The following is a 2,167-nucleotide window of genomic DNA, read 5'->3' as shown; positions in this document are numbered from 1 at the left end:
CCTCGCCAGTTGCATCGAAATGAACTAGCCGCGCAGCGGCAACAACTCATCAATCCTGCTATTCGGCCAGGTAGGGAGTTTTTCCAGCGTGTCCTTCAGCCATTCTGATGGCTCAATGCCATTCAGTTTAGCCGTCGCCAATAAACTTTGGATGGCGGCTGCGCGTTTGCCGGCGCGTTCGCTGCCCGCGAATAGCCAATTCTTTTTGCCAATCGCAATCGGCCGGATGGCGTTTTCGATTGGATTATTGTCGATTGGCAAATCACCCGTGTCGGCGTAATGAACCAGCGCTGGCCAGCGCCGCAGCGTGTAGTCGATGGCTTTGGCTAAGCCGCCACCATTAGCGATATTGGGGCGCAGTTTCAACAGCCAGTCGTGCAGCGATTGTAGTTCGGGTTGGCTGTGCAAGGCGCGGCTTTGCGCGCGTTGCTCAGCGGTTTGGCCTTTGGCTTGTTCTTCGATGGCGTAGAGTCGCGCAATTCTTTGCAATGCTTCCGCGGCCACCGGATGACCACCCGCTGCATGCAGCTCAAAGAATTTACGTCGAGCGTGTGCCCAGCAGCCGATTTCTCGCACGCCATTGGCAAACAAGGCTTTGTAGCCACTGTAGTCATCGACCATCAGTGTGCCGCACCAATCTTGTAAATAATTAGCGGCATGTTGCCCACTGCGGCTGATTTGATAATCAAACACCACCATCGGCGGGCTGCCGGTCAAATCATTACTTCGATACGCCCACAAATACGCGCGTTTGGTCTTCCCTTTGCCAGGATCCAGTTGCTGTACTGGGGTTTCATCGGCATGCAGGCTGGTTTGTTGTCGTAACTTCTCGCTCAGTCGATCCGCCAGCGGTTGCAGTGCTACACCAATTCGGCCGATCCATTCACTCAAGGTGCTGCGCGCCAGAATGACTTGCTGGCGGGCCGCAATTTGTTCAACGCGATACAACGGTAAGTGATCGAGGTATTTGCTGACTGCCACCCAAGCCAATAAGCCCGGCGTCGCCATGCCGCCGTCAATCACCGCGGGTGGAATGGGTGCTGCAGTGATGGTTTCGCACTGGCGGCAGGCATACTGCGGGCGAATGTGGCGCACCACAAAGAAACGTGCCGGTTCAATATCCAATTGTTCGCTAACGTCTTCGCCGATCTTGACCAATTGGGCTTGGCATTGCCCGCAAGTGCATTGCTCGGGTTCGTGCCGAACCTCAACGCGCTCCAGATGTTCGGGGAGTGGCTGACGACCGGCACGCGGACGGGGTTTGAGGCGGGGAACGGGGGACTCTGCGCTGGGCGGTGTTTCATCCAGCTCGGCCGCAATGGCAGCCAGATCCTGATCGGCGTCGTCTTCGAACAATTGCTTTTGTTCGGCCGACAGTGTTTCGCTCTTGGTGCCGAAGCGGATACGCTTTAAATGCGCCAATTCTAAGAGCAGCTTTTGGTTCTTCAATTCCAGGGCTTGAATTTGGGCTTGTAGTTGCGCCACCAAAGCCTGCGCCTCCGCCAGCGAGGGCGGATTTGTAGCGATAGCAGAATGATTGGGCGCCAGTGTCATGCCTTGATTTTACTGGGCTTGAGCGATACCAGCTAGACTTGCCAATGACTCGGCGGCATCGCGCACAATCGTTGCCAATCCACACCGTTGACGAGCCAATGCCATTGTTCTCTGGGCATTGTAAAAGTAGCCTCACCCAAAGTCGGCCAGTGGAAACGCCCTGAGTGTAAACGGCGCTGGCAGAGCCAGACGCCATTGCCATCCCAGATTAATAACTTCAGTCGCGAATACGTTCGATTGGTAAACCCATAGGCAGTGCCATCGCACGGTGAACGGCCGAGGGTTTGTTGTACCAGCAATGACAGACGTTCGATACTCCAGCGCATATCGACGGGGGTGACCAGCAAGAAGACCTGTTCGGGTTGAATCATCGCAACAAAGCCTGAATTAAAGCCAGACAGGCCTGCGCCTGATCGGCGGGCCATTCAATGCTTAAATCGCGTTGACCTTGGTGAAAGTGCAAACGAATGGGTGCAAATGCTGGAGTTGGCGTATCAGCGATTTGGATCGGCATGAAGGTCAATGCTGGTGAGGCTGGAGATACGTCATGAGAATTCGTTAACGACGAAGACTCTGGATCTGTACTGCGGCGCGCATCGGCCAACCATTTATG

At 55.1% G+C, this 2,167-nt stretch carries 3 protein-coding genes; all 3 read right to left on the bottom strand.

Translation table 11 applies throughout. The features are described from left to right. Positions 1–24: 24 nt before the first annotated feature. Positions 25–1,554, bottom strand: a complete 1,530-nt coding sequence (locus tag FLS37_RS16675) for an IS66 family transposase (RefSeq protein ID WP_157671082.1) — start codon at positions 1,552–1,554, stop codon at positions 25–27. Positions 1,555–1,586: 32 nt separating this feature from the next. Continuing rightward, positions 1,587–1,925, bottom strand: a complete 339-nt coding sequence (gene tnpB / locus FLS37_RS16670; RefSeq protein WP_157671083.1) for an IS66 family insertion sequence element accessory protein TnpB — start codon at positions 1,923–1,925, stop codon at positions 1,587–1,589. Next, the coding region (locus FLS37_RS16975; protein WP_232522658.1) for a hypothetical protein at positions 1,922–2,167 on the bottom strand (246 nt) is incomplete at its 5' end. The genes tnpB and FLS37_RS16975, both read right to left, overlap by 4 nt.

Source organism: Chitinibacter sp. GC72 (assembly GCF_009760905.1).
In the GTDB taxonomy this organism is placed as follows: domain Bacteria; phylum Pseudomonadota; class Gammaproteobacteria; order Burkholderiales; family Chitinibacteraceae; genus Chitinibacter.
Note: the sequence above shows the minus strand (reverse complement) of the source record. Positions and strands in the feature narration are given on the sequence as shown.